Raw genomic sequence first — 25,730 nt, forward strand, 5'->3', positions numbered from 1 at the left:
CCCGCCATGCCGGACATGCCGCCCATGCCGGACATGCCCGCCATGCCGCCCATACCGGACATGCCGCCCATGCCCGACATGCCACCCATGCCGGACATACCGGACATGCCCGACATGCCGGCCTGCGCCGCCGCCGCCATCATCATGGCCGCAGCCGTCAGACCGATACGCTTCAGTGTCTTGTTCATGAGAACGTCTCCCCTGATTTTCAGATGTCCGCCGCTGTTGGAGGTGAATGCTGCTCCGTGCGGCTCCTTGGCGAAGCAGCAGCCCCCGGTCGCCGGAAAAACAGATTCCGGCGCATCGCCCCTCACTTGCGTAAGGCGCGTTTCTTCGTCTTGCCTGTGGTCTTGGGGGATGTGTGCCAGTGGCGAATGTCGTAGGGGGGCGTCATGCCGGGGTGAATGAACGGCGTGTACCACGCCCCCTGATCCTCCAGAAATTTCAGGCTGTAGGGATAGGGCTCCGAAATGCCGTGCAGCGCCCGCTCATACCAGGCGGCATCCTTCGGATACGCTTTAAGCACTGGCGCGCCTTCAGGCCGCCTGTCCGGATGCACACCGGTGATGAAGGGATGCTCCGGCGAATACCGCGGCGCGGCACTTGCGGTCATCGTCAGTGCCGCCATGCCGGCCAGACTGATCAGAAGCGTTGCGATAATGCCCGTGCGGCTCGTCATGGATCACATCCTCCCTGGCAGTCCCCGCCAGAGAGGCTGCAACAAGCGTGCCAAAATGAAACAAAAGTTTAACGCTTTGATAATAAAGGATATTTTTGATCACCCTTCCTTCATGCCTCATGCCTGCCCCGGCAACACCCTGACATCTTGTCAGGGACGATGGCAGGCTCTTCCCATAATCCATTGAACAATCAGGGAAAATGCCATTCTGCCACTTTGTCAGGGTCTGACAGGATGTCAGGTGCCCGCTCATGCGCGTAAAAAGGGCATTCATAAACCCTTTATCAACCAAAAACTAACCATACGCGCATAAAGCTTGTGATCGGAATCGATGAACCGGGGGTTGAGGGTGAAAGATGCGGATCGTTCCTCTTCAGCAGGTGGAATGCGCCATACTTCATGACGAACACAGGCCCGTACCTGCCCGCCGTCTGCTTGATACCATCGGCAGGATGGCCAAAGAGCTCGGCCTGGGCGAAGAGGTCACGCCGCTTATGGGCACAACGGAGAAGGATCTCACCGTTTTCATTCCGCGCGGCCAGCTTCTCATTCTCATATCCCAGGTGGAGCGGCCGCTCGGCACGGAAGGCTTTCGCACCGCGCTCACCTGTCCCTATACCGGCATGATCTTTCCCGAGGCGCGCTCGGTCGTGAACGGGCATGCCGCCTATACCCTGATCACCGTGGGTAAGGGGCCGCTGGCCGCACAGGTGCCGGAAGAACTGTTACAGATCCTTGGCGAGGCCCTCATCGCTGATGTGGCCTTCACCGACAGCGCCGAAGTGATGAAGGCCATGACCCTCTGCCGCCGCCTCACCGAGGCCGTTCTTGAACAGCGCAAGGCAAGCGCGGTGCACTGGTGCATGAGCGATATGCTCATGCCGCCCCGCATCTTCGATATCCTCAGGACGGATGAAGACAACATCGCCCTCAGCGCAAAGCCCGTGCCCTTTTCTTCAAGGCGCAGGCATGAGCCGCACGGGCCCGTTGGCTGTGTCTTTCGCGGCGCGCCCTATCTGATCGGAAAGGCGCTTATTTTCGATGAGGCGCCGGTGCCGTTTTCCTGGATGATGGAGAAAGGCCTCGCCTTTCTGCGCTATTGCATAATGCGCAATGCCGTCATCCCCCACATGGACACCTTCCAGATCGAGGGCGACAGCGCCAAGATCGGCGTTGTTCATGAGGAGCCGAAAAATCCGAAAGACATGTATGATCCCGGCGAAGTGCATCTTGTGGTGCTGCATGCGCCGGAATTCAACATTGGCGGTCAATCGCGCCAGCTTCATCCGGGCGGTGTGATCAGAAAGCCCGGCGAGAAGAATGACAAGGCAACGCCAGGGTCGCCCTCTGCTCTGCGCGGCAGCCTGCCGCAAGGCAATGCATCAAGGCCCGCTGCCGCTCCCGGGAAGGACCCCGCAGCGCAATCACAGGCCCGCGGCTCGGAAGATATGGTGCAAAAGACCTCGGTTCAGAAACCGGCAGCGGAAGAAAAGGATATCGTCGCCCTCATGCGCCATCGCTTAAAACAGCGTGCCCGCATGAAGGATGAGCCGCCCGTTTCCGCGATGCCGAAACACAGGCTGCCGCCCCTTTCCGCCTTTGCCCGCAAGGAACCCCAGATGCTGCGCAAGATCGGCAGAAACCTGCGCGGCCTTCTCCGCTCTTGATGAAGACGCAAGCGCGATCCTGCTATGCAGCCTGCAATATTAAAAGGAGCGCATTAGGTGGGGCAGGGCGCCTGAAAAAGACCATCAGGCCATGTACTGCCCGCCGTTGATGGCCAGCGTCGCGCCGGTGATGAAGCCGGCATCATCATCAACGAGGAAGAGCACGGCCCGGGCGATCTCTTCCGGCTGCGCCAGCCGCCCCACAGGAATCTGCGGCAGGATGCGCTCGTTGAGCACCTTTTCCGGCACCGCGCGCACCATGTCGGTTTCGCAATAGCCCGGCGTGATCGCATTCACCGTGATCCCCTTCGCCGCCACCTCCTGCGCCAGCGATTTGGTGAATCCGATCATGCCCGCCTTGGCCGCGGCGTAGTTGGTCTGACCCATCTGGCCCTTCTGGGCGTTGACGGAGGAGACATTGACGATGCGGCCAAAGCCGCGCTCCCGCATGCCCGGAATGATCAGCCGGCACATGTTGAACACGGAATCGAGATCCACCGCAATCACCGCCCGCCACATCTCCGGCGTCATCTTGTGCAGGAAGGCATCGCGCGTGATCCCGGCATTGTTGATGAGGATCTCGATCGGCCCGAGATCGGCTTCAACGCGCGCAACCCCTTCCGCGCAGGCATCATAGTCGGACACATCCCAGCGATAGACGGGAATGCCCGTTTCCTCCGCAAAGGCATTGGCGGCCTCTTCATTGCCGCCGAAATTGGCCGCCACCGCATAGCCCGCGTCCTTCAGCGCCCGCGCAATCGCCGCGCCGATCCCGCGCGTGCCGCCGGTCACCAGAGCCACCCTGCCCATGATCGTCCACTCCCTCTTTCACCATTCACACACGTGAAAAAACGCGCCGGGCCGGGCCTTCTCAGCGCTCCACACACAGCGCAATGCCCATGCCGCCGCCGATGCACAGGGTCGCCAGCCCGCGCCTGGCATCGCGGCGTTTCATCTCGTAAAGCAGCGTGGTGAGTATGCGCGCACCGGAAGCGCCGATGGGATGGCCAATGGCGATGGCGCCGCCGTTGACGTTCACGATCTCCTCGTTCCAGCCCATCTCCCGGTTCACGGCGATGGCCTGAGCGGCGAAGGCCTCGTTGGCCTCGACGAGATCGAGATCGTCCACGCGCCAGCCCGCCTTTTCCAGTGCCTTCTTCGATGCCGGCACCGGGCCGGTGCCCATAATCGCCGGATCCACGCCTGCCTGACCCCAGCTGACGATGCGCGCCAGCGGCTCAAGCCCCCTGCGTTCCGCTTCCTCCTCGCGCATCAGCACAAGTGCCGCCGCACCGTCATTGATGCCGGAGGCATTGCCGGCCGTGACCGTGCCGTCCTTCTTGAAAACGGGCTTCAGTTTGGCCAGCTGCTCCGGGGTCACGCCCTCGCGGATGTACTCATCCCTGTCCACCACGATCTCTTCCTTGCGCGTGCGCACCGTCACCGGCACGATTTCCTCGTCAAAGCGCCCTTCGCGCCGCGCCGCCTCCGCCTTGTTCTGCGAGCGGGCGGCAAAGAGATCCTGCTCCTCGCGCGAGATCTGCCAGCGCTCGGCCACGTTCTCGGCGGTAATGCCCATGTGACAGTCATTGAAGGCGCACCACAGCCCGTCGCGGATCATGGTGTCCACAAAAGCGGCATCGCCCATGCGCACGCCTGCCCGCAAATGCTGGGCATGCGGCGACAGCGACATGGATTCCTGCCCGCCGGCGAGAACGATGTCGGCATCCCCCAGCAGGATCTGCTGCATGCCGGTAATCACCGCGCGCAGGCCGGAGCCGCACACCTGATTGAGGGTAAAGGCCGTGCTGCTCTCCGGCAGGCCGGCGGAAAGTGCGGCCTGCCGCGCCGGGTTCTGCCCCTGCGCTGCCGTGAGCACCTGGCCCATGATCGCCTCGTTGACCTCGCCGGGCTCCACCTGCGCGCGCTCCAGGGCCGCCTTCATCGCCGCTGCCCCCAGAACATGGGCAGGCAGCGTGGACAGGGAGCCGTTGAACGAGCCCACCGGCGTGCGTGCTGCCGAAACGATGACCACCGAGGATGCCATCTCGCCTTCTCCTTCCCGTGATGAACCGCGCATGTCCGGGTAAAATGCCGGGCCACGAGGGCCCGCCCGTCCTGATAAAAGTTAACGGGGCGAAAGCCCCGTCCCGCAATGCGGCAATGGTCTAAGAGCCTGACCGGAATGCACAGGCCCGGCCCGTCACATTACACGACAAGATTGCCCTCTATCTCGTCACCCCGGCGAAAGCCCAGGCGTGTCCAATTAATTTGCTCCATGCGTTGCGAGTGATTTTTACCCTGAAAAAGGTGAGCACTCACATACTATGCAGATGCTTTTACCAAGGCATTCTCCCACCATTGCCTAAACTTGGAGAGTGTTGTTTTTATGTGGAATATCAACAAGTTACGTCATGCCCGGGCGTGTCCCGGGCATCCAGGGGCGGTTTACGCATGCGGTGATGGCAGTCAAGAAGGGTTCTTCAGGACTCTACCCTTCGAGAGGAACCTCTTACCGCCGGAAGGATATTGTATATCCTTCCGGAACGTTTGGGCGGGGTATATTACCCCGCCATTCATGCCTTGGGCGGGGCTGAAAGCCCCGCCGAAACATTCCGGAACGGGATACAATCCCGTTCCGGCATTTTATATCCATACGGCTCAGATCAAGCCTGCTGGTGAGCATCACCGCCCACCAAAAACACCTCATTCCTGGCCCCTGGATTGCCGGGACGGGGCCCGGCAATGACGTTTTATTGTGTTTTATCAATGAATTAAATAACAAACCCCCTAGCTCATGGAAAGTCTTTTTTCTTCGGTCGATTTAACGGCAACAACACGCTTCCTGAATTTTCTTGGACAGGCAGGGGCGGAAGCCTTGGGTCTTGAGCCACAGACGCATGAGTCAATGGCCTGCGATACCGGCTGATCTGCAGTATGATGATGCATGTGTCGTGTGCCGGCCCTTTCCTCTGCGCGCCTCTTTTCCCAAGGGCGGGATCGTGTCATGTTTTAAGTCATGAACGGAGAAGCGAACGGCAATGGCACGGATGTGCGCGCTCTCGCCGCTCTTCTTGCCTGGCAGGCGGAGATGGGTGCGGATGAGGCCGTGCTTGATCGCCCTGCGGACTTCACCGGCTCACGGGCGCAACAGCGCCCGGCCACGCAGCCAGATGATGCGCAGGGCCCGATAAAGGCACCTCCACCGAAATCCGCCCCGGGCCTGCCTGAAGGCATTGCCGCCCATGCCACACCCGGTTCGGCAGAACGCGCGCCCGGCCCGGCTCAGGGCGCTGCGTCCATGCCCGCCCTGCCGCTTGCTGATGCGGGATCAGCAGGCATATCGCCGCAGGATTGTGCCAGCATCGAGGAAATCTATCACGCCCTCGATTCCATGCGCGATTTTCCCCTGCGCAAGACCGCCACCAACACCGTCTATGTGGACGGCAATCCGGAGGCGCCGGTGCTGCTGATCGGCGAGGCCCCGGGGCGCGACGAGGATCTGCAGGGCCGTCCTTTTGTTGGGCGCTCAGGCCGCCTGCTCGATCTCATGCTCGAGGCCATCGGGCTGTCCCGCACCGCCGAGGATCCGGCCCGCGCCGTGCTCATCACAAACGTCGTCTTCTGGCGCCCGCCGGGAAACCGCAAGCCCGAGGAAGCGGAAGTGGCCTTCTGCATGCCCTGGCTGATCCGCACCATCGAGATCGTCCGGCCCCGCATCATCGTCTGTCTTGGCGCCACGCCCACCCAGCGCCTCACCGGGCGCACGCAAGGAATCCTGAAATTGCGCGGTGGCTGGCTGCAGTGTGAGGTCGGCGCGGTGCGCGCGCCCTTGCTGCCCATGCTGCATCCCGCCTATCTCCTGCGCCAGCCCCTGCAGAAGCGGCTGGCCTGGCGCGACATGCTCACGCTGAAACTCAAGCTGATCGAACTCGGCCTGCTGCCGGAAGACGCCGGCTGGTAAGGGCAGGGCAAGCGGCGGGCATCTTTTCCCGCGTGTGAAACGGATCTCCGGCCTCATTGCCTTTCCATCCCGGAGTCCAGGGCCCGGCAATGTTTCATCAACCCTTATGCCTCATTCCGGGATAGGCCGTTAACGCTTTCGAACACCCATGAAACGAACCCTGTTCGAATCAGCGCATGGCGCGGTGTTTTCCTCCTGTTCACGGCCGGATGATGCTTTCAGGTAGAGAGAACCCGGAGATTGAACAATTTTCGGGAATGGTTCCTCAAGGTGAGAGGAGGGCAAGAGCGGGCCGGTTATCACTGGCGCCGTTAACCATTGTCGGTTCCCGCAGCCAAAAAGAGTTAACGATATCTTGCCGCCCTCAGGCCGCTTTGCCGCCATGATGGTCAGGATATGAAGATTTTGAGAACGAACCCTGTCCGAATCAGCTAATACATCAGAGTTCTCAACCTGTTCCCACAAAATGTGGCAGCCGGCGGTAACGACACCACAAGACGCGAAGCCCTTCATCCTGCCGCAATAACGGAATCTGTTACCCGCCTGTGTCAGACCGGGACATCGCCGGAAAACACCCGCTGCCCTGCCGCACGGCGCACGCCCTGCCCCCGCCGCGAGATCACAGCCCCACTGCCCGCCAGAAGCGGCATTTGTCTCTCATCATTTTGCATTTCTTTACGTTTTGGCGCTCTAATCGGGATATCTCACGGATCCCTCTGCGGGGGCAGGGGATGAAAAACGTTTTTCGCCGGCGTTCTTTAAAGAAGGCTTCGGCTCAAGGGCCGAGATATCGTCGGCAGGTTGGTGTGTTGCGGGGACAAGACACAGGGGCGAGACGTGGTGGACAAGAAAGCCACTTCCGAACGGAGCGACAGGACGAATCTGTGTGACAGCGCTTTTCGGCTGGCGGTCATGGCGGCCGGAGCGGCGGCCTATCACTGGGATATCGAGAGCGACCGCATTGTCTGGAGCGACAATGCCGCAGCCCTGCTTGAGATCGATGATCCCACCCTGCTGCAAACCGGCACCGGCTTTGCCGCGCTCATCGATCCCGAAAGCGATTCCACCCGCCATGCCGCCATCTTCGAGGGCGAAGGGCGCGATGCGGGCTCCGGTGTGCCTTTCTGCGTGGAATATGCCATCCGGCCTTCGGGCGATACCGGCTCGCAGCCCGTGCTGGTGGAGGACTGCGGCCGCTGGTTTGCCGGAAGCGACGGCCGGCCCGTGCGCGTGCTGGGCATGGTCCGGCGCGTCAATGGCCGCCATCACATGCACAATGAGCTGAAGATCTTCGGCCAGTATGATCCCTTGACCGGCCTGATGAACCGCAGCGCGCTGAATGCCGCGCTGGAAACCGTGGCGTTGAAGGCCGTGGCCGACAATGCCCCGGCGGCCTTTCTCATCGCCTCGCTGGACAACCTCGCCGTGATCGCCGATGCCTACGGCTATGACACCGCCGATGACGTCGTGCGCATCGTTGGGCGCCGCCTGCGCCGCGTCGCCCGCAGCGAGGACATTGTTGCCCGCTATTCCGATTCCCGTTTCGGCCTCATTCTCCATCACTGCACGCGCGAGGATCTGGAGGTGGCCATGGAGCGCTTCCTCTCCGTGGCCAACGAGCGCGTGATCGAAACCGCAAACGGCCCCGTCTGGGCCATGCTCTCCATCGGCGCCGTCGTTCTGCCCGAACATGCCCGCAATCGTGATGAGGCCATTGCCCGCGCCGAGGAGGCCCTGGCCGAAGCCGCCGATCAGCCGCTGAAAAAGGGCGTCATTCACACCTCCGAGCCGCACCGCATCTCCCAGCGCATGCTCAACGCCCGCTGTGCGGCGGACATCGTCGATGCCCTGCGCAACAATCATTTCACGCTGGCCTTCCAGCCCATCGTCGATGCCCGCACCGAACGGCCCGTCTATCACGAATCCTTGCTGCGCATGCGCACCTCCGACGGCGATATCGTCGCCGCCGCCCATCTCATTCCCATTGCCGAGAAGCTCGGGCTCATCCGGCTTGTGGATTTCAATGTCATCGAACTGGCGCTGGAGACCCTGCGCGCCGAGCCCGAGGCCCGGCTATCCGTCAACATGTCCGGCGTCACCACCGCCGATGCCCGCTGGAATGCGCGCATCACCGATCTGCTCGCCGATCATGTCAGCGTCACCGATCGCCTGGTGGTGGAGATTACCGAAACCACGGTGATGAACGAGCTTGACGCCACCCGCGATTTCATTGCCCGCCTGCGCGACCTCGGCTGCAAGGTGGCCATCGATGATTTCGGCGCCGGCTATTCCTCTTACAAGAACCTGAAGCTGCTCGATGCCGATATCGTCAAGCTTGATGGCGGCTTCTGTGAACGGCTCAGCGAGAACACCGAAAACCAGTATTTCGTGCGCTCACTGGTGGACCTGGCCCATCAGCTGGGCATGAAGGTGGTGGCCGAATGGGTGCAGACCGAGGCCGACGCCGCCATGCTGCGCGACTGGGGGGTGGACTATCTGCAGGGCCATCTCTTTGGTGCCGCCCGCATCGACGATCCCTGGCGCTCACCGCAGCTGAAGGAGCGCCCCGGCATTCTCACCCTGGTGGAAGCACCGGAGGAGCTTGCCGATCTCTCCTCGCCGATCGCGCTGCCCGCTTCCGCCGATGAGGCCATGCACACAAGCAGCGTCGATCCCGTCGAGATTCTCGAAAAGCTGGCGCGGCAGGATGAAATGATGCCTGAGGAAGCTCTGGAAGGGCGTCGCATCTTTTCCGCCTTCGCAACGCCGCTTGCGCCAAAGACCGCGCAAGACATGCCGCAAAGGCCCGAGCCGCCCGTGTTCGCCGATGCGGCGCTCCCCTCCGAGGAGAGCGAACATGTGGCCATGCCCGAGAAGCCCGCAGCGGCGTCATCGGAGGCCACTGCCCATTCTGCCAGGGCCCCGGCGGGGCAGGAGGCGACACCCCCGGTTGCCGATGCCGGCGAGGAGAGCGCAAAAGGCGATTTTCGCGATGTGGTGGCCACACTGGATGCCGAACTGGAAACCTTGAAGCGCATGCTGGAGTCCTTGCGCGCGCCACATGGGGCGTCCGCAGCCGCCTCCGGCGATGGCCAGTGAGCGCAAACGGGTCTGTGCACCATCGCTTCGCTGCCTGCGCATGTTTCTGTTGTAGAATGAAAAAATAAGGCGCATGCATGCACGGCTTATGAAGTCATGCAGGCCTGCCTTCCGTGCCGTTAAACGGATCCCTCATGCACTTCAAGCGCGTTGATCACTGGCCGTCATATTTCCGGATCATGTCCTTGAGCGAGCGGTAGAACACCGTGGCCGGAGTAGCCACGTTGATCCGTTCTGTCTGACGGCTCATGCCGCCCTTGCCGGAAAGCCCGCCTCTTTTGCCTTCATGCACCCTGATTGTGCTGGAAACCACACCGATGATCACCGGCCGTCCCCTGATTTTTGCAAATACCGGCCCGCCGGAAGATCCCTTGGACAGATCACAAAAGTGCAGGATGAGTTTGTGACCGAGGTTGTGTTCCAGTCGCCTGACGCGTGATGCATAGCGCGCTGCGCGCGTGGCGCGACAAGTCGAGCCATACAGGCGTCGGTCCTTGTGTCGCATTTTGTCGCCCTGAAACCCGACGACGAGCAGGGCATGGCGCTTTTTGCGAATGTGCGGATTGTCTGCCCGCACCGGATGCACGCGCAGCGTGGCGGGGCAGGGCGTCATGTCGCTCAAGGGGATCAGGGCCCAGTCTTCAAGGGCATGACTGACCACACCTTTGCGCCAGCCCGGGCCTGTTCGCATGAGCATGCGGCGTTTTTCCGCCGTCTTGCCTCTTGGCAGCAGCCTGATGCTGTGGCGCCCGGCCCAGGGACGCAGGAGAAAAACCATGCGCGAAAAATCGACAGGGCCTCTGCTCTTGCTGTTGCGTGTCGGCATGATGCAATGGGCCGCCGTCAGCAGAACATGGCGGGAGACACAGCTTGCCGTGCAGGTGGACATGTGCCAGCGCTTGCGCACCTTGTCATATCGCCGGGTGATCAAAAGCCCCACCCTGTCCTGCAGGGGCGCCAATGCCCGCGGCAAAAGCCTGCGTTCATCGCGCCCCAGAATGCCAATACGCGTTTTTGCAAGCGATTTCTCTTCGGCTTTGGGGGGGCTTTTGAAAAACTTGTCGGCGGTATCGGCAAGTGCCCTGCATTGAAACGATGCCAAAACGCCCGCAAGCAGAACGCAAAAGCACACTACACGACATAGCGTCGCCATCTTTCTCGTCACCCCGGCGAAAGCCGGGGTCTTGTGCCGCAAACTCATGCGCTTGTGGCCTGATATACCGGCTTTCGCCGGTATGACGGTATATGTGTCGTGTAGTGTGGCGCAAAAGCTAAAGCCTGCCGCAAGCCGGTGTCCAACGTCCATTTTTCCCTGCCGGGCAGGATCCATTAATTGGCGATTTTCCATGAGCCCCCTTCCATGAAATCGGTTTTGTGCCTTATTACAAGCAGGCAATTTCATCTAGAAATAGCAGCCAATTGCTCTTTCGCGCAAATGAATATCCAAAAGCGGGCCAAGAGAACAGCCCGTTATGAGAAAGGCGCCTCAAGCCGTTCACTGGTCATTTGGGCCAAAGAAAAAGCCGCCCTTTTCGGAGCGGCTTTTTCGCCTGTCGTGACGATGGAATGCGGTATCACGCTCAGGACTATTCAGTTCTTCTCCTTGTCCACCAGCTTGTTGGCGGCGATCCAGGGCATCATGGCCCGCAGGCGTTCGCCCACGGCCTCGATGGGATGCTCATCATTGAGCCGCCGCATGGCCTTGAAGGCCGGCTGGCCGGCTTGACACTCGCGCATCCAGTCGGAAACGAACTTGCCGGTCTGGATATCGTGCAAGACCTCCTTCATGCGCCGCTTCGTCTCCTCCTTGGGCAAGACGCGCGGGCCGGAGACGTATTCGCCATATTCCGCCGTGTTGGAGATGGAATAGTTCATGTTGGCGATACCGCCCTCGTAGATGAGATCCACGATCAGCTTCACTTCGTGCAGGCATTCAAAATAGGCCATCTCCGGCGCATAGCCCGCCTCCACCAGCGTCTCGAAGCCGTTGCGGATCAGCTCCACCAGCCCGCCGCATAGCACCGCCTGCTCGCCGAACAGGTCGGTCTCGCATTCCTCGCGGAAGGTGGTCTCGATGATGCCGGAGCGCCCGCCGCCAATGGCCGAGGCATAGGCCAGCGCCAGGTCATGGGCGTTGCCGGTGGCATCCTGCGCCACGGCAATCAGGCAGGGCACGCCGCCGCCCTTCAGATACTCGCCGCGCACGGTATGCCCGGGCCCCTTCGGCGCCACCATGATCACATCCAGCGTTGCCGGCGGCTCGATGAGCTTGAAGTGAATGTTCAGGCCATGGGCGAAGGCCAGCGCCGCCCCGTCGCGGATGTGCGGGGCGATCTGCCGCTTCCACACGTCAGCCTGCAACTCATCGGGAATGGCCATCATGATCAGATCGGCCCAGGCCGCGGCCTCTTCCACGGTCATCACGGCAAGCCCCGCCGATTCCGCCTTCTTGGCCGACTGCGACCCCGGTCTCAACGCCACCGCCACGTCCTTCACCCCCGAATCCTTGAGGTTCATGGCATGGGCATGCCCCTGGGATCCGAAGCCGACGATGGCCACCTTCTTTTCCTTGATCAGACTGACGTCCGCGTCGCTGTCATAATACACGCGCATCGACTTTTATCCCCTCTTCGATGAAAGCTGCCGGATCCCCGATCCGGCCCAGAATACCCGCCCGCCACTCATACACAAGCCCGCCGGCCTGACAAGCGCCTGATTGCTTCTGAAAATCCCGGCTGCACAAAATGGCACACGCACCAGGTGCAATCATTCGCTCCTGGCACGTATGAAAGGTGCTGGTATCGCATGCGTTTTTCGCCAGGCCAGACCTGTTGGGAGATGATCAGGCAGCGCCCCCTTCCGTCATGAGGCGCAAGGGCCGCAAATGGCGCCCGGGCGGAAGCAAAAAGCGCTCACACCCGCTCCATGAGCAGGCCGGGCGGAAAGCCCATGGCCTTTTTCATCACCGCACCAAACAGCCCCTCGTGGCGCTCGACGATCTCGTTGCCAAGCAGGCGGCGGGCGAGGAATTCCGCCAGCATCAGGATCTCCTCCACCGCATCCAGCCTCAGCGCCTCTTCCTCCTCCAGCCAGTCGGCCAGGGCGCATGCATCATCCGGCTGCGGCCGTTCAAGCGCCGCACACGCCTCGCCATAGTGGTTGCAGATCCGGTGCAGTTCCCTCAGCGCGCCTTCCGTATAGCTGTCGGGATAGGTTTGCGGCGCCGCCGGCAGGTGCAAGACGGGATTGCCGCCGTCCGAAACCGGCAGATACATGTTGAGATAGGGATGCACCGGCACCAGCCCCCAGGACATCAGCCGCGCTTCCAGTTCCGTTTCCCACACCGCCGGCGGCAGCAGCGAAAAGGGTGCCACCTGGGCGGACGCCGGCAGGCGTTCGTTGATGTCGTCCAGCACCTGCCGCTCCTGCTGCGACATCGCCACGAACCGCGCCTTGTGATGGTTGACGATGGCCTCCCGCTCCCCTTTCGGATCGGTCAGCCAGCGAAAGATCATCGCATCATCTGCCGAAAGCGGCAGGCAATAGGATCGCCGCGGATCATCCCCGGCAGAGTCTTCGTCCACGGGGGCCATCACCCGGGGCTCGGAAAAATCGCGCATAGTGTCATCCTTGGGCTTTGCGTGCCTGTTCCACCCTGCGCAGCAAACCGCGCCAGCAGGGGCAACGCAAGCACCCCATGCAAAATTTCCGCGCCATGAAACCGGAATGGACCGCCCCTGCCGGGGCATGCTTCGGCAGGGGCACACAGCGCAAGCCTCCAACAAAATTTCCAGACCTCAGGTTACAGGACCCCTAGGCGAAATTGAAAAACGCAGCCGAACTGTTTCAGAAAAAATATGAAATACCCTTCCGGCGGTAAGGACATTTGTATAAGATGTGTACTGATCCCGCTCTGCCTTTTGGCATCGGGCTTTAGGGCGTGGACTCATGAAAGACAGCGATGCCAGCGGCATTTTCGCAAAATATCGCTGGTCTTTTCGCCCGCAGAGAATAGCCAATGCTATTTTCAAGGGCGAAAGGCCAGCGAGATGAAGCGAAAATGCTGACTTTAAGGGGCTGGCGCGTTGGATTTCATGAGGACACGCCCGAAGACCGCAATTTGCGGCAGGCCGCGCATTATGAGCGAAGCCAAGCTCAGGCGCGGCCTTTTGTTTTGCTCGCTACAGTCTTCCGTTGATTGTACGGAGCGGGGCAGGAGGCTTACAGCTCCGCTTCCATGTATTCCGGCAGCCAGCGCTCGTGCGCCTCTTTGAGTTCGGCAACGGAAAGGTCGATGACCTCGCCCAGCTTCAGCCGGTCGCCCTCTACCCGGCCGATGGGCGCAGCCGGGATGTCCTTTTCCGCCGCCGCCATCATCACCTGCTCCAGCCGCTCCGGCGCAATGGCGATGACATAACGCGCCTGATCCTCCGCGAACAGGGCTACGTGCGGGCTGCCCGGCGGCAGCGTGTCAACGGAAGCACCCAGGCCCGAGGCCATGGCCATTTCCGCCACCGCAACCGCCAGCCCGCCATCGGAAATGTCATGCACCGTGTCGGTGACGCCATCGCGAATGAGCCGGCGGATGAAGGCGCCATGCTTCTTCTCACGCGCAAGATCCACAGGCGGCGGCGCCCCTTCCTCGCGCCCCAGAACCTCGCGCAAGAAAATGCTCTGGCCCAGCTGTGTGCCGTGCCCGCCGATGAGCATCAGAATGTCACCTTCGCGCTTGAAGGCGATGGTGGCCATCTGCCGCCAGTCGGGCAGTACGCCCACGCCGGCAACGGTAGGCGTCGGCAGAATGGCGCGCCCGTTCGTCTCATTGTAGAGCGAAACGTTGCCGGACACGACGGGAAAGTCCAGCACCCGGCAGGCCTCTCCCAGGCCCTGCACGGCCCTGACGAACTGGCCCATGATCTCCGGCCGCTCCGGATTGCCGAAGTTCAGGTTGTCGGTAATCGCCTTCGGCTCCGCGCCCACGGCGCTTAAGTTCCGGTAGCATTCCGCCACCGCCTGCTTGCCGCCCTCAAACGGATCGGCCTCCACATAGCGCGGGGTCACGTCGCAGGAAATGGCAATCGCCTTGCCATTCTCATGCACGCGCATCACCGCCGCATCCCCGCCCGGAATCTGCGCCGTATTCGCCTGCACCAGATAGTCGTATTGCTCATAGACCCAGCGTTTGGAGCACAAATCGGGGCAGGAGATCATGCGCAAGAGCGCATCATTGTAATCCGCAGGCGCCGGCACATCCTCGGGCTTCAGCGGCGGCTGCACCTTCGGCTCCACCCACGGCCGGTCGTATTCCGGCGCCTGATCGCCCAGCTCCTTGATGGGCAGATCGGCCACCAGCCGCCCCTTGTGGAACACCTTGAAGCGCAGGTTATCGGTGGTCTTGCCGACGATGGAGAAATCCAGCTCCCACTTGCGCAAGATTTGTTCCGCCAGCTTACGCTTCTCAGGCTTCAGGATCAGCAGCATGCGCTCCTGGCTTTCGGAGAGCATCATCTCGTAGGCCGTCATGCCCTCCTCGCGCTGCGGCACCGCATCCAGGTTCAGCTCAATGCCGAGGTTGCCCTTCGCCCCCATTTCCACCGCCGAGGAGGTCAGCCCCGCCGCGCCCATGTCCTGAATGGCAATCACGCAGTCGTTCTCAAACAGCTCCATGCAGGCTTCAAGCAGGCACTTCTCCGTGAACGGATCGCCCACCTGCACGGTCGGGCGCTTTTCCTCCACGTCCTCGCCGAATTCGGCCGAGGCCATGGTGGCGCCATGAATGCCATCACGCCCCGTCTTGGCGCCGATATAGACAACGGGCAGGCCCACGCCCTTGGCCTTGGAGTAGAAAATGCGGTCGGCCTGTGCCAGCCCGGCGGCGAAGGCATTCACCAGAATGTTGCCGTCATAGCGCGCATGAAAGTTCACCTCGCCGCACACCGTGGGCACGCCGAAACAGTTGCCATAGCCTGCGATGCCCGCCACCACGCCGGAGACGAGATGCCGCGTCTTCCAGTGCTCTGGGCTGCCGAAGCGCAGGGAATTGGCCGCCGCGATGGGGCGCGCGCCCATGGTGAATACATCGCGCAGGATTCCGCCCACGCCCGTGGCCGCGCCCTGATACGGCTCGATGTAGGAGGGATGGTTGTGGCTTTCCATCTTGAAGACGATGGCCTGATTGTCGCCAATGTCGATGGCGCCCGCGTTCTCGCCCGGCCCCTGAATCACCCAGGGCGCCTCCGTCGGCAGGGTGCGCAGCCACTTCTTGGACGACTTGTAGGAGCAGTGCTCGTTCCACATGGCCGAGAAGATGCCAAGCTCCGTAAACGTCGGCTCCCGCCCGAGAAGCTCAAGGATCTTCTCGTATTCCTCGGGCTTCAGCCCATGCTCCGCCACCAGCTCCGGCGTGATCTCGATATCGATCTCGTTCACCGGCGCATTGCTGGCTGCATTCTCACTCATGCCACCGCCTCCAAGACTTCTTCGCTCAAGGGCATGACCAGCCCTTTTCCTCCCCCTGATAGGGGGAGGTCGGCCCCGCAAGGGGCCGGGAGGGGGGCGGGCCACAAACGCCGGAGTTTGCCGCCCGACCCCCTCCCTGCCCCTCCCCCTGCCAGGGGGAGGGGAAGAACAGGCACATGCCTTCCGGGTGAAACACCATCTTTCCGGCCGGCATCATGCGCATGCAGGAGTGTGCGGAGGAGCACGCTCATGCCGCCACCTCCTCGACGATGGACAGGAACAGCGGCAGGCACTCATCGCCGCCGTGCAGCGCCTCCACGCGGTCTTCCGGGTGCGGCATCATGCCGATGACATTGCCGCGTTCGTTCATCACCCCGGCGATGTCGTTGACCGACCCGTTCGGGTTCGTGCCCTCGGCATAGCGGAAGACGACGCGGCCTTCGCCCTCCAGCCGCTTGAGCGTCTCCTCATCGGCATAATAGTTGCCGTCATGATGGGCCACGGGGCAGGGCAGAATATCGCCTTTTTTCAGGCGGTTGGTGAAGAAGGTTGAATCATTTTCCACCCTGAGCCTCACCGTCCTGCACACGAACTTGAGCCCCGCGTTGCGCATGAGCGCCCCGGGCAGCAGGTGCGCCTCGGTGAGGATCTGAAAGCCGTTGCACACGCCCAGCACCTTAACACCCTTCTCCGCCGCGGCGATGACCGCCCGCATGATGGGCGAGCGCGCGGCAATCGCTCCGGCACGCAGGTAATCGCCATAGGAAAAGCCGCCCGGGATGACCACGAGATCCACGCCCTTGGGCAGCGCCGTGTCCGTGTGCCAGGCCACGTGGGGTTTGCGCCCGCTGGCGATTTCCAGCGCGCGGATCATGTCGTGCTCGCGATTGATGCCGGGAAAGAGGACGACGACGGATTGCATGGCGCTCACGCCTCCAGCTCGATCTCGTAGTCCTCGATCACGGTGTTGGCGAGCAGCTTCTCGCACATCTCCTTCACCGTCTCGCGCGCCTTCTCCGCGTCCGTCTCGTCCAGCTCCAGCGTGATCAGCTTGCCCTGCCGCACCTCGCCCACGCCGGAAAAACCCAGCGCGGAAAGCGCATGCGCGATGGCCTTGCCCTGCGGATCCAGCACCGCCGGCCGCAACATGATCTTCACGATGGCTTTCATGGAACCGCCGCCTCCTGCGAACCGTTGCTTCCATGCGGCGGGCTTTAGCAAATTCTGTGGTTTCTTGCACCCCATCATGAGGCGCAATGCACAGGACTTTTCATCCAACTTTCAAAAATTGAATTTTCACATTCGCATTGTCTATTTTGGTTCGTGTTAATCAGGGCAATACTGAAGCGAGGCCATCTATATGTTCATGTAATTGCTCTTTTATTGATTGTCTGAGTGGATCAAGGATGACTTCTGCCCCCTCTCGTCTGGCAAGTTTTGCAGCTGGTACAAAGTCACTGTCACCTGTAACCAAAATCAAAGTATCAGCCTGATTTTTTAATGTTATTGATGCTATATCAATCCCTAATCTCATATCAACACCCTTCTGACGTAAAGAATAATGTAAGCTATGTTTATCAAATTCCTTCCATGTGTTTGAAAGTTTATATAACTCTCTTATATCTTCATCGGTTAAATTCGGATATTTTTTTCTCGGGTCTTTTCCTTCCGCCAATGCTGAAAATACATCGTGCCATCGGTGTGTTTTTAGCAGGATTTTGGTCAAGCGGTAGTTGATTTGCCAATCACCAGTTTTTTCAACCCGCCCAAGACGAAGGGCAAATTTCCGTTTGCGCCTGAGCTCATCAAAAAGTTGTAGCCGGAAATGGGCTTCGGGAGTTTTGGAAAAATCTATCTGTTGATTGAGCAAGGGATGATGGGCGTGCCCTGAATAGGGATAAGCATCATAATAAAAAAGGCGATAAACATGGTCGAGCCAGCGATCTTTCTCGCCTACCAACCTCTGAACATGGCGTTTACATAATATTCTTGCTGTTTCAGCTACTTGTTGTGGCGTGGAGCGATATTTTTCTTCAACTATATGTGGAAGCCTTTTAAGAAAAAATCCTACATCAATAAATATGGCTATGCGGCGTACTCGCATAAGGTCTCAACCCCATTGCCAATAAAAAAGCCCCAAGGTTTCTGCACATGCTCAGGATAGACGAGCAGGCGTACTCCCAAGGGGCGGATACCACCAAGAATATATACAAAAATGAGTCCGAAATCAATATGAAGAGTTGTGACATTAACAGCAAAAATTCCAGCACTTAGATGGGGCTGAAGATATGCTGAATCATCCCTTCACCAGCTTCGGGCCGGGGCGCATGCCGTTGCCGCCGCCGGTGATCAGGCCGAGCCGGCGCGCCACTTCCGTATAGGCGTCCACAAGCCCGCCGAGATCGCGGCGGAATCGGTCCTTGTCCAGCTTTTCGCCTGTTTTCATGTCCCACAGCCGGCAGGAATCGGGGCTGATCTCATCGGCGAGCACCGTGCGCACCATGCCGTCCGGCGAATATTCACGGCCGAATTCCAGCTTGAAGTCCACAAGCCGAATTCCCACCCCGGCGAAAAGGCCGGAGAGATAATCGTTGATGCGAATGGCATATTGCACGATGTCATCCAGCTCCTGCGGGCTGGCCCAGCCAAAGGCCGTGATGTGTTCCTCCGCCACCAGCGGATCGCCCAGCTCATCGTTCTTGTAGCAGTATTCGATGATGGAGCGGGGCAGGGGATCGCCTTCCTTCAGCCCCAGCCGCTTGGCGATGGACCCCGCGGCGATGTTGCGCACGATCACCTCAAGCGGAATGATCTCCACGCGCTTGTGCAGCTGTTCGCGCATGTTCAGGCGTTTGATGAAGCTGGTGGGGATGCCCATCTCGCCAAGGCGCGTGAAGATGAATTCCGAGATGCGGTTGTTGAGGACGCCCTTGCCCTCGATCACCTCGAACTTCTCGCCGTTGAAGGCGGTGGCGTCGTCCTTGAAGTGCACAACCAGCGTGCCGGGCTCGGGGCCTTCATACAGGATCTTGGCCTTGCCCTCGTAAAGCCGTCTGCCCTTGTGATTCATGGAATGTCATCCATCTGATGGCCAGCGCTGCCCCGCGGCGGAACGGCCGGTTTGTTCCCTCAAGCTGAAGTTCGCTTTGCCGTTCTAGACACAGGCCGGATCGCCCGCGGGCGCACGCGGCAGGAAAACATCTCCTTTCAGGATGCCATATAGGCACGGAGAGGCCCCCCTGTGAAGCCGCAAGGGAGCTTTTTGCGATAGAATGCCCCTAAACTGTCCACAGCTCTTTTGCGGCCCCCCTCACCGGACACAAGGCTGCTTTTATGGTTTGCACTTGAACTCTTAAGCCTTCCTGTGGGCCAGGGCCATAGCCCTCCATGCGCACCTCAGCCTGTGGTCCTTGATTGCCGGGAAGGGGGATAGCCCCAAGTCTGCCTGAAAAACAAAAATTGCACGCTACACGATACATGCATCGTCATACCGGCGAAAGCCGGTATCTAAGGCCACAAGCGCATGAGTTTGCGGCACGAGCCCCCGGCTGATCTACGGGGTGACGAGGAAGATGGCAACGTTGTGCCGTGTAGTATGCAAAAATTGTTATCGTCCATAACCTGCGCACCTCTGCCGGAAATGCGCATTGAACGCGCCCGGCGGCCCATGTATGTGTTCCCCGACAGGGATGGATCTTCGCCCGCATAAAGCGTTTCTCCGCTTGCGGGTGGCGTATTTCGGTGTTTTCGCATAACGTGCAAGGGAGCCGTGAAGGAGATGACCGACGGATTTGAGGAACGCAAGCGCGCCTATGAGGAAAAGTTCGCCCATGATCAGGAGCTGCGTTTCAAGGCGGAGGCGCGCCGCAACCGCCTGCTTGGCCTCTGGGTGGCGGAGCTGCTTGGCCTTTCCGGGCCGGAGGCGGAAAAATACGCCGAGGAGGTAGTGATGGCCGATCTGGAGGAGCCGGGAGACGAGGACGTTTTCCGCAAGATCCGCGCCGATCTTGACGCCAAGGGCGTGGACATCTCCGATCACCGCATCCGCCGCAGGATGGAGGAGCTGCTCATCGAGGCCATGGAGCAGATTTCCAGGGAAGCGGACTGAGGCTTCGGAGGATACATGACGACGCAGGAAGGCGAGGGAATGGATGAGCGCGCCCTTGAAGAGGCCAGGGAGCGGGCGCTTGAGCATATCGTCGATCTCATGCTCGCCGCCGGGCCGCTGTCCGCGCTTACCGATCGCTACTTCACCAACACCGCCAGAATCGCCGCCTCATCCGGCGATGCGGAGGTGACCTATGCCATTTTCCTGCGCCGTCGCTGTGTCACCGCCCTGCAGCCGGCCCGCCGCCTGCTTGCCCGCCTTGTGCCCGATGCCCGCGTGCGCCTGTTTTATGCCGAAGGTGAGGAGGTGCCGGCGGAACACAAGCTCATGGAGGTGACCGGCTCCTTCGCCCGCCTTTCGGAGGTGGAAACCCTGCTGCTGCAGACGGTGGGGCTGCCCTGCATCTGTGCCGCCAATGCCTTCGACATGTGCACCGCCGTGCCCCGCGCCGCCTTCATGGACATGCACGCGCGCCATGCCGCCGGGCCGGTGATGAACCTGCTCGCCGCCTATGGCGCCGCCGTCGGTTCGCAGGCGGCGAAACGGGCCGATCCGCAGGTGAAGGGCTTCATCGGCTCCTCGCAGGATCTCACCGCCCCCTTCTTCGGCCGGCTTAAAGGCATGGGCACCATGCCGCACGCGCTCATCGGTTTCACCGGCGGCGATGTGCTCGAGGCGGTCAAGCTCTTTGTCGAACACGTGCCGGAAAGCACCCATGTCATCGCCCTGGTGGACTATCGCGGGCGGGAGATCGACGATGCCCTGGCCTGTGCCCGCTGGTTCTACGAGGAGGCGCGCCTGCACGAACAGGGGCGCATCTTTGGCGTGCGGCTGGACACGCACGGCGGCCGTTTCTGTCAGGGGCTGGATTATGAGAAGTCGGTGGAGACGGTAGGCGGCTGGCTTTCCGCGGAGGGGGAATATGCCATCGTTGAGAAGGTCCTCGGCCGCCGCGCCGTGCGCCTGGACGAGGACAGCATTCTCGTGGACAGGGCCCGCCGCCATCTTTTCGGCACCGGCGTTTCCGTTGCCGCCATCATCCACATGCGCAGCGCCCTGGATGCCGCCGGCTATCGCGACGCCATCATCGTCGCCTCCTCCGGCTTCGGGCCGCAAAAATGCGAAGTCGTCGGCGCAGCACGCGCCCCGGTGGACATCATCGGCACCGGCTCCTTCCTGCCCGTGCATTTTCACGATACCTACGCCACCGCCGATGTCATTGCCTATGACGGCACACCGCGCGTGAAAAGCGGCCGCGAACACCTGCTTTGAAATCCATCTCTGTATGGATGGTGCTGTTTTCCCAAAAGATTGCCCCTTCACGAATGGGCACGCGTTGGGCATCCCACGCGCAACGGAAACAAGGCCGATCCCGCAATCGGGAAACCCTTTTTGCTTGTATCGCTTGCCTGACCTTCCGCCATGGTCTATCCCTCGCAACCACCAGAGATCGAGGGGGGAATCAGGCCAGCACAAAGCGAAAAATCATTCAGCTTTGGTTCAGCAACGGCTCCGCAATGTGCCCATTATGGTGGGGCAGGGCGGCTCTGAAATACATGCTGACGTCTTTTTAATGCGACTTGGAATTGGAATTGTTCTAGCATGTGTGGAACAGGGCCGCATGAAGCTCAAGTCATGGTTCATGGGCCGCATATGAACCAGTGTCAGGTCGGAAAGGCCATATCGCCTGGCTTTTGTGGGGGAAGCACGAGAGGAAGTGAGACATGGTCCGGTGTGTTATCAGGCGCCTGTTGCCCGTGTTGTCGGTGTTTGTGGTCATGTTCGCCTATGCCGTTGCGCAGGCGAAGGCGCGCGTGGAAGCCAATATCGACCTCTCGCGCCAGCGCATGACCGTCTATGTCGATGGCAGATATTACGACACCTGGAAGGTCTCAACCGGTCGCCCCGGTTATTACACCCCCCGCGGCACCTTTCGCCCCTATCTGCTCAAGCGCATGCATTATTCCCGCAAGTATGACAACGCGCCCATGCCCTATTCGGTCTTCTTCCGCGGCGGCTATGCCATTCATGGCACCAATGTCATTTCCCGCCTCGGCACCCCGGCCTCGCATGGCTGCGTGCGCCTGCATCCGCGGGATGCTGCGGAATTCTTCGACCTGATCAAGCGCTATGGCAAGAAGAACACCGTCATTCGCATCACAGGCGTCACCCCGCGCTATACCCCCCGCCGCAGTTACCGCAAGCGCACGGTGAAGAAGCGCTTCTATAAAAAACGTCAGATCAGGCGCACATATCGCACTGTCAAACGGCGCAAGTCTCCGGCCAAACGCATATCCCGCAAGCAGAAGGTGCTCGATCCCTGGCAGGTTATCATTTTCGGCGGCCGCCTCGAACGCGCCTACTGAGCGAAAAACCCTGTCGGCGCGCGCTATCCGCTTGTGACTCCCGAATTGCCGGCGTGAAGGGTGGCAATGACGTTTTCTCTTGGCTTGTCAATGAGTTAAAGGATAAACCCTGGCACAGGGCACTACTACCGCCGGAAGGATATTTCATATCCTTCCGGAACAGTTCGGCGGGGTTTCAAACCCCGCCAAAACATTCCGGAACGGGATAAAATCCCGTTCCGGCATTTTATTTCCATAAGGCACAAATCAAGCCTGTTGGCGCGCGTCATCGCCCTCCAATATCGCCTCATTCCTGGCCCTGGATTACCGGGATCCCGGTTCAAGCCCGGGACAGGTTAGGGTCGGCGATGAATTTTTTTGTGGTTTATCAATGAGTTAAGACACCTCTCCCCTAGCTGATCCGCGGTATGACGATGCGGGGCGTAGAGTGTGTCAGGAGCGCTTGCGCCGGCGCTTTCCCTTGCCGTTTTCGTCGTCATAGGGGTTTTCCACCTCCCGCATGCGAAAGCGGATCGGCGTGCCCCACAAATCGAAGGTATCCCTAAGCGACTTCACCAGATAGCGCACATATTCATCCGGCACTTTCTCCGCCCGCTGCGAGAAGGCAACAAACGTGGGCGGCCGCACGCCCGCCTGCGTCACATAGCGGATCTTGATGCGCTTGCCCCCGGGCGCTGGCGGCGGATGCCGGCGGGTGGCCTCCGCCAGCCAGCGGTTGAGCTGCGCGGTGGGAATGCGCGTGTTCCAGACCTCATAAACACCAAGCACGGCCGGCATCAGGTCCTTGACCCCCCGTCCCGTCAGCGCAGACAGCGTCACCACCGGCGCACCGATCACCTGGGGCAACAGCCGGTCCACGGCCCGTTCCAGCTCCTTGCGATAAGCCTCGCGGTCCTCGATCAGGTCCCATTTGTTCACAGCGATCACCAGCGCCCGGCCTTCCCGCGCCACCAGATCGGCGATGGCCAGATCCTGCTTCTTCAACGGCTCCGTGGCATCAAGCAGCAGCACCACCACATCGGCGAAACGGATGGCATGCAGGGCATCGGCCACCGAAAGCTTCTCCAGCTTCTCCTTCACCTTCGCCTTGCGGCGCATGCCCGCAGTGTCCCACAGCGTGATCGGCCGCCCCTGCCAGGACCAGTCGATCTTGATGGCATCGCGCGTAATGCCGGCCTCCGGCCCGGTCAGCACCCGCTCCTCGCCCAGCAGGCGATTGATCAGCGTGGACTTGCCGGCATTGGGCCGCCCGACGATGGCAAGCTTCAGCCGCCGCTCTCCGCCCGCGCGCTCTTCCGTATGGGCCTCCTCTCCCGCGGCGGCGTCTTCACCGGCCACTTCTTCCGCGGAAGAGGGCCTGCCCGCCGGCTGTTTCAGCTCTTCGCGGATGAGCTCGAAGGCCTCCTCCAGCCGGTCATGCAACACATCCAGCCCCAGCCCGTGCGCGGCGGAGAAGGGGATGGGCTCGCCAAGCCCCAGGGCCCAGGCCTCCGCCGCCGCAGCCTCGTCCTCGCCGCGTTCGGCCTTGTTGGCCAGAACGATCACCGGCTTGTCCTTGCGCCGCAGCCAGTTGGCGAAGTGTTCATCCTCCGGCGTGATTCCGCTGCGCGCATCCACCATGAACAGCACCACATCGGCGGAATCGACCGCCCGCTCCGACATGGCCGTCATGCGCGCAGGAAGCGTGCCTTCCTCCGCTTCCTCCAGCCCCGCGGTATCGAGCAGGCGGAACTTCAGGGCGCCGATGCGCCCATCGCCCTCGCGCACGTCGCGGGTCACACCCGGCGTGTCGTCCACGATGGCGATGCGCTTGCCCACCAGCCGGTTGAACAGCGTGGACTTGCCCACGTTGGGCCGGCCGACGATGGCCACGATCGGCTTGCGTTTGCGGCTTTTCGCTGCGGACATGACGTGTCTTTCCGTTGCTGGAATCTGATGCGGCTGCCAGGCGGTTTCAAAGATCTTGCCGTCTTATTAGCGGAAAAGAGAGGGATGCGTCTTCCTCTCCGGGCTCCAGGAAGCAAGAAATGAGGCCCTCAAGTCTCTTTTCTCCCCAAGATGGCGATAAAGAAGCCATCTGTGCCGTGCTGCGCCGGGGTCAGGCGCAAAGCGCGCGCCTCCGCCGTGCTTTCAGGCCGCGGCCAATCCTCCGGCCAGAACGCCTGCCAGGGCAGCTGTGTAAATTCCTCATTGGTCTTCAGGAACGCGGCAATCATCGCTTCATTCTCTTCCGGCAGCAATGAGCAGGTGACATAGACAAGCCGCCCGCCCGGGCGCACATATCGCGCCCCTTGCGCCAGCAGCGTGCGTTGCAGCTGCACGCGTTTTTCCAGGCTGCCCGGCCGCAGGCGCCAGCGCGCGTCCGGATGCCGCCGCCAGGTGCCGGTACCGGAGCAGGGCGCATCGATGAGCACGCAATGCATGCGCGCCGCAAGGTCATCAAGGCGCTGCCGCTTATGCGGCTCGATCACCTGCACATTGCGCACGCCCGCCCGCTGCAGGCGCTGCCAGATGGGTTTCAGGCGCTGCCGCTCGGCATCGAAGGCGAAAATCTGCCCGCGATTATTCATCATCGCCGCCATGGCCAGGGTCTTGCCGCCGCCGCCTGCGCATAAGTCCAGCACCTGCTCCCCGGCTTTCACCCCGGTGAGCAGGGCAGCAACCTGCGAGCCCTCGTCCTGAATCTCGAAATGCCCGCGGGCAAAGGTGCCATCCGATTCAAGATCGGGCAGGCGCCTGTCTTTTTGCGATAAAAAGCGCAGGCCCCAGGGGGAATAGGGCGTCTCCTCAGGGTCAAAGCGCGCAAGTGCCGCCTTCAGCCGCGCCCGCTGCGTGCGTAAGATGTTGGTGCGAATGTCCACCGGCGCGCGCCTGGCCAGAGCCGCCGCTTCCTCAAGCGCCCGTACGCCGAAAGCGTTCTCGAACGAGGGCCACAGCCATTCCGGCACATTGCCGCGCACCCATGCCGGCGCCTTTTCAAGGGGTACAGGTGCGGCCAGTCTTTGCCATTCCGCATCGCTGAGCGGGCCAAAGCCATGGCGCTCCCGCCCCAGGGCATCAATGGCCTCCGGCGCAAGCCCTTCGGTGAAGGCCAGATGCGCCAGAACCAGCGCCCGCGGGGAATCATCCTGCATCTGCCAGGCCAGGCTTGCCCGCCGCCGCAACACATCAAAGACGAGATTGCCGATATGCGCCCGGTCCTTGCTGCCGGCAAAGCGATGCCGCCGCCCCCAGTCGGCAAGCGCCACCGCCGCCGGCCTGTGATGCGCCAGAATGTCATGCAGAACCTCAATGGCCGCGGCGGCATGCCCGGCGGGTTTCATGGCGTCTCTCCCATGATGCGGATAGGCGGCGAACCGGCGGCAGATCACGTGAAACACGCCGTTTC

The 25,730-nt window shown here is 61.2% G+C and carries 20 protein-coding genes; 6 read left to right on the top strand and 14 right to left on the bottom strand.

The genetic code is table 11. From position 1 onward, the window contains the following. Both EK16_RS08755 and EK16_RS08760 read right to left on the bottom strand, forming a co-directional pair. Positions 1-188: hypothetical protein (locus tag EK16_RS08755; protein WP_038036434.1), on the bottom strand; the 188-nt coding region annotated here is incomplete at its 3' end. 122 nt (positions 189-310) lie between these two features. Further along, positions 311-679, bottom strand: coding sequence for a hypothetical protein (locus EK16_RS08760; protein ID WP_051929154.1), 369 nt, complete (start codon positions 677-679; stop codon positions 311-313). Positions 680-1,035: 356 nt separating this feature from the next. Here EK16_RS08760 and EK16_RS08765 point away from each other — a divergent pair, with 356 nt between their 5' ends. Continuing rightward, positions 1,036-2,346, top strand: coding sequence for a hypothetical protein (locus EK16_RS08765; RefSeq protein WP_038036435.1), 1,311 nt, complete (start codon positions 1,036-1,038; stop codon positions 2,344-2,346). An 84-nt stretch (positions 2,347-2,430) separates the two neighbouring features. On the opposite strand, the gene phbB is transcribed toward EK16_RS08765, so the two are convergent. After that, positions 2,431-3,156 (bottom strand): acetoacetyl-CoA reductase, encoded by a 726-nt coding sequence (gene phbB / locus EK16_RS08770; protein WP_038036436.1) that lies wholly within the window; start codon positions 3,154-3,156, stop codon positions 2,431-2,433. Between the two features lie 61 nt (positions 3,157-3,217). After that, complete coding sequence (locus tag EK16_RS08775; protein WP_038036437.1) at positions 3,218-4,393, bottom strand: acetyl-CoA C-acetyltransferase; 1,176 nt, start codon at positions 4,391-4,393, stop codon at positions 3,218-3,220. A 972-nt stretch (positions 4,394-5,365) separates the two neighbouring features. On the opposite strand from EK16_RS08775, the gene EK16_RS08780 reads away from it, so the two are divergent. Then, positions 5,366-6,310, top strand: coding sequence for a uracil-DNA glycosylase (locus EK16_RS08780; protein ID WP_051929155.1), 945 nt, complete (start codon positions 5,366-5,368; stop codon positions 6,308-6,310). An 837-nt stretch (positions 6,311-7,147) separates the two neighbouring features. Beyond that, positions 7,148-9,409, top strand: coding sequence for a GGDEF and EAL domain-containing protein (locus EK16_RS08785; protein ID WP_156098547.1), 2,262 nt, complete (start codon positions 7,148-7,150; stop codon positions 9,407-9,409). Between the two features lie 154 nt (positions 9,410-9,563). Here EK16_RS08785 and EK16_RS08790 read toward each other — a convergent pair whose 3' ends face one another. The 8 genes from EK16_RS08790 to purC form a co-directional block, all read right to left on the bottom strand. After that, positions 9,564-10,382, bottom strand: coding sequence for a trypsin-like serine peptidase (locus EK16_RS08790; protein ID WP_197059664.1), 819 nt, complete (start codon positions 10,380-10,382; stop codon positions 9,564-9,566). Between the two features lie 617 nt (positions 10,383-10,999). Further along, complete coding sequence (ilvC, locus tag EK16_RS08795) at positions 11,000-12,022, bottom strand: ketol-acid reductoisomerase (RefSeq protein ID WP_038036439.1); 1,023 nt, start codon at positions 12,020-12,022, stop codon at positions 11,000-11,002. Between the two features lie 299 nt (positions 12,023-12,321). Next, a complete protein-coding gene (locus tag EK16_RS08800; RefSeq protein ID WP_038036440.1) occupies positions 12,322-13,029 on the bottom strand; it encodes a hypothetical protein in 708 nt (235 codons plus the stop codon). A gap of 601 nt (positions 13,030-13,630) precedes the next feature. Further along, a complete protein-coding gene (gene purL, locus EK16_RS08805) occupies positions 13,631-15,868 on the bottom strand; it encodes a phosphoribosylformylglycinamidine synthase subunit PurL (protein ID WP_051929157.1) in 2,238 nt (745 codons plus the stop codon). 247 nt (positions 15,869-16,115) lie between these two features. Further along, positions 16,116-16,790 carry a phosphoribosylformylglycinamidine synthase subunit PurQ gene (gene purQ, locus EK16_RS08810; protein ID WP_038036441.1) on the bottom strand — a complete coding sequence of 225 codons (675 nt, stop codon included), beginning with the start codon at positions 16,788-16,790 and terminating at the stop codon, positions 16,116-16,118. 5 nt (positions 16,791-16,795) lie between these two features. Beyond that, complete coding sequence (gene purS, locus EK16_RS08815) at positions 16,796-17,038, bottom strand: phosphoribosylformylglycinamidine synthase subunit PurS (RefSeq protein ID WP_038036442.1); 243 nt, start codon at positions 17,036-17,038, stop codon at positions 16,796-16,798. 160 nt (positions 17,039-17,198) lie between these two features. Continuing rightward, the gene (locus EK16_RS11990; RefSeq protein WP_081910434.1) at positions 17,199-17,972 is read right to left on the bottom strand and encodes an NYN domain-containing protein; all 774 of its coding nucleotides are present in this window, start codon (positions 17,970-17,972) and stop codon (positions 17,199-17,201) included. A 192-nt stretch (positions 17,973-18,164) separates the two neighbouring features. Then, complete coding sequence (purC, locus tag EK16_RS08820; RefSeq protein ID WP_038036443.1) at positions 18,165-18,938, bottom strand: phosphoribosylaminoimidazolesuccinocarboxamide synthase; 774 nt, start codon at positions 18,936-18,938, stop codon at positions 18,165-18,167. A gap of 708 nt (positions 18,939-19,646) precedes the next feature. Here purC and EK16_RS08825 point away from each other — a divergent pair. The 3 genes from EK16_RS08825 (at position 19,647) to EK16_RS08835 (ending at position 22,342) form a co-directional block, all read left to right on the top strand. Further along, positions 19,647-19,976 (top strand): DUF1476 domain-containing protein, encoded by a 330-nt coding sequence (locus EK16_RS08825; protein WP_038036578.1) that lies wholly within the window; start codon positions 19,647-19,649, stop codon positions 19,974-19,976. Positions 19,977-19,991: 15 nt separating this feature from the next. Then, on the top strand, positions 19,992-21,248 hold the full coding sequence (locus tag EK16_RS08830) for a nicotinate phosphoribosyltransferase (RefSeq protein ID WP_231573656.1): 1,257 nt from the start codon (positions 19,992-19,994) through the stop codon (positions 21,246-21,248). Between the two features lie 452 nt (positions 21,249-21,700). Further along, positions 21,701-22,342 carry a L,D-transpeptidase gene (locus EK16_RS08835; protein ID WP_081910435.1) on the top strand — a complete coding sequence of 214 codons (642 nt, stop codon included), beginning with the start codon at positions 21,701-21,703 and terminating at the stop codon, positions 22,340-22,342. Positions 22,343-22,774: 432 nt separating this feature from the next. On the opposite strand, the gene der is transcribed toward EK16_RS08835, so the two are convergent. Both der and EK16_RS08845 read right to left on the bottom strand, forming a co-directional pair. After that, positions 22,775-24,250 carry a ribosome biogenesis GTPase Der gene (gene der / locus EK16_RS08840; RefSeq protein ID WP_051929158.1) on the bottom strand — a complete coding sequence of 492 codons (1,476 nt, stop codon included), beginning with the start codon at positions 24,248-24,250 and terminating at the stop codon, positions 22,775-22,777. A 128-nt stretch (positions 24,251-24,378) separates the two neighbouring features. Then, positions 24,379-25,665, bottom strand: a complete 1,287-nt coding sequence (locus tag EK16_RS08845; protein ID WP_038036444.1) for an RsmB/NOP family class I SAM-dependent RNA methyltransferase — start codon at positions 25,663-25,665, stop codon at positions 24,379-24,381. Positions 25,666-25,730: the final 65 nt, after the last annotated feature.

The organism is Thermopetrobacter sp. TC1, assembly GCF_000746275.1.
GTDB lineage: Bacteria > Pseudomonadota > Alphaproteobacteria > Rhizobiales > Aestuariivirgaceae > Thermopetrobacter.

Coding starts and splice junctions, on each gene's coding strand:
- EK16_RS08760 (WP_051929154.1), bottom strand. CDS start 679: ATGACGAGCCGCACGGGCATTATCGCAACGCTTCTGATCAGTCTGGCC.
- EK16_RS08765 (WP_038036435.1), top strand. CDS start 1,036: ATGCGGATCGTTCCTCTTCAGCAGGTGGAATGCGCCATACTTCATGAC.
- phbB (WP_038036436.1), bottom strand. CDS start 3,156: ATGGGCAGGGTGGCTCTGGTGACCGGCGGCACGCGCGGGATCGGCGCG.
- EK16_RS08775 (WP_038036437.1), bottom strand. CDS start 4,393: ATGGCATCCTCGGTGGTCATCGTTTCGGCAGCACGCACGCCGGTGGGC.
- EK16_RS08780 (WP_051929155.1), top strand. CDS start 5,366: ATGAACGGAGAAGCGAACGGCAATGGCACGGATGTGCGCGCTCTCGCC.
- ilvC (WP_038036439.1), bottom strand. CDS start 12,022: ATGCGCGTGTATTATGACAGCGACGCGGACGTCAGTCTGATCAAGGAA.
- EK16_RS08800 (WP_038036440.1), bottom strand. CDS start 13,029: ATGCGCGATTTTTCCGAGCCCCGGGTGATGGCCCCCGTGGACGAAGAC.
- purL (WP_051929157.1), bottom strand. CDS start 15,868: ATGAGTGAGAATGCAGCCAGCAATGCGCCGGTGAACGAGATCGATATC.
- purQ (WP_038036441.1), bottom strand. CDS start 16,790: ATGCAATCCGTCGTCGTCCTCTTTCCCGGCATCAATCGCGAGCACGAC.
- purS (WP_038036442.1), bottom strand. CDS start 17,038: ATGAAAGCCATCGTGAAGATCATGTTGCGGCCGGCGGTGCTGGATCCG.
- EK16_RS11990 (WP_081910434.1), bottom strand. CDS start 17,972: ATGCGAGTACGCCGCATAGCCATATTTATTGATGTAGGATTTTTTCTT.
- purC (WP_038036443.1), bottom strand. CDS start 18,938: ATGAATCACAAGGGCAGACGGCTTTACGAGGGCAAGGCCAAGATCCTG.
- EK16_RS08825 (WP_038036578.1), top strand. CDS start 19,647: ATGACCGACGGATTTGAGGAACGCAAGCGCGCCTATGAGGAAAAGTTC.
- EK16_RS08830 (WP_231573656.1), top strand. CDS start 19,992: ATGACGACGCAGGAAGGCGAGGGAATGGATGAGCGCGCCCTTGAAGAG.
- EK16_RS08835 (WP_081910435.1), top strand. CDS start 21,701: ATGGTCCGGTGTGTTATCAGGCGCCTGTTGCCCGTGTTGTCGGTGTTT.
- der (WP_051929158.1), bottom strand. CDS start 24,250: ATGTCCGCAGCGAAAAGCCGCAAACGCAAGCCGATCGTGGCCATCGTC.
- EK16_RS08845 (WP_038036444.1), bottom strand. CDS start 25,665: ATGAAACCCGCCGGGCATGCCGCCGCGGCCATTGAGGTTCTGCATGAC.